This window comes from Actinopolyspora xinjiangensis, assembly GCF_900104475.1.
Lineage (GTDB): Bacteria > Actinomycetota > Actinomycetes > Mycobacteriales > Pseudonocardiaceae > Actinopolyspora > Actinopolyspora xinjiangensis.
Genome location: NZ_FNJR01000003.1, coordinates 38,891 through 39,906, shown reverse-complemented (window position 1 = coordinate 39,906; position 1,016 = coordinate 38,891). Strand labels below are relative to the sequence as shown.

Annotated in this window: 2 protein-coding genes and 1 pseudogene; all 3 read right to left on the bottom strand. The window is 67.6% G+C overall.

What is annotated here, in order from left to right:
* Positions 1-270, bottom strand: a pseudogene (locus BLQ75_RS05090) (Crp/Fnr family transcriptional regulator); the annotation flags it as partial.
* An 80-nt stretch (positions 271-350) separates the two neighbouring features.
* On the bottom strand, positions 351-902 hold the full coding sequence (locus BLQ75_RS05085) for a hypothetical protein (RefSeq protein WP_092598571.1): 552 nt from the start codon (positions 900-902) through the stop codon (positions 351-353).
* A 5-nt stretch (positions 903-907) separates the two neighbouring features.
* Positions 908-1,016, bottom strand: a 109-nt coding sequence (locus tag BLQ75_RS24655) for a hypothetical protein (protein ID WP_425286438.1), incomplete at its 5' end; no start/stop codon positions are given.

The following is a 1,016-nucleotide window of genomic DNA, read 5'->3' as shown; positions in this document are numbered from 1 at the left end:
CTCCCGCAGCTCCTGCGGGATCACCCGCACCTGCGCGCCGGTGTTGGTAAACGTCAACCGCCCGTCACCGAGCAGGTACGTCAACCTCCGGTTGAGTCGGTAGGTGCCCGCTTCCACCTCTGTCCAGGGCAGCATCCGCAGCAGCCACCGCGAGGTGATCCCCCGCATCTGCGGCGCCGACTTCCTCGTCGTCGCCAGGTTGCGAGCGGCCTCGGTGGTCAGGCTGGAGTGCTCGGGCAGCGGGTCCGCGTCCGGGTTCGGGACAGTCACGATGTTCGGTCACCAATCTGGTTCGCTGTGGATCGTCGGGGCTGTTCGGAGCACGGGTACGTGTCGCGCGAACGGGGAAGTCATGCCGAGAACACGCCCACGACCGGGTCCGGTCGCGCGTCTGGTGATTGTGTGGTGGTCACGGTGTCGTGCCGGTGCCGCTCGGGCTCCAGCAACCAGCTCAGCTCGCCGGTGATCCAGTGCCGAAGCGTGCGGTGCCACAGTTCGGCCAGCCCCCGTTCGGCGGGATCGGTGGTGTTGGGGCTGGTCACCGCCCCCGGTGTCAACGAACGTGCCGGTCGTCGTAGGTGCTGGTGCCTCACCGCCGTCGAAGCGGGGGTGAGACCGTCGATGAACCGTGCCCACAGGCTCCAGTCGGCCAACGGTTCCAGCTCTGCTTCGGTGCCGGTGGGACGCACGGTGGCGGCGAGCAGGTTCAGCCTCGAGGCCGGGACGTCCGGGGGGACGTAGGCCCCGAGCAGGGCGTAGTCATGGTCCTCGAATGCCGTTTCTTCGTCGAGCAGCCCCGTCACGCGTGCCCATTTCGTGGTGTGCTCCCGGGCGGAGTCGAGATGTGGATTCAACCGTGCGCGGTAGGGCATGTAGAGGTCGGGCAGTTCGAATGGCCGCATCTCGATCAGTCCTGCCTGCCGATCTCGACGTGTTCGAGGACGCCGAGCGCGTCGGGGACGAGTACGGCCGCGGAGTAGTAGGCGCTGACGAGGTAGGAGATGATGGCCCGCTCG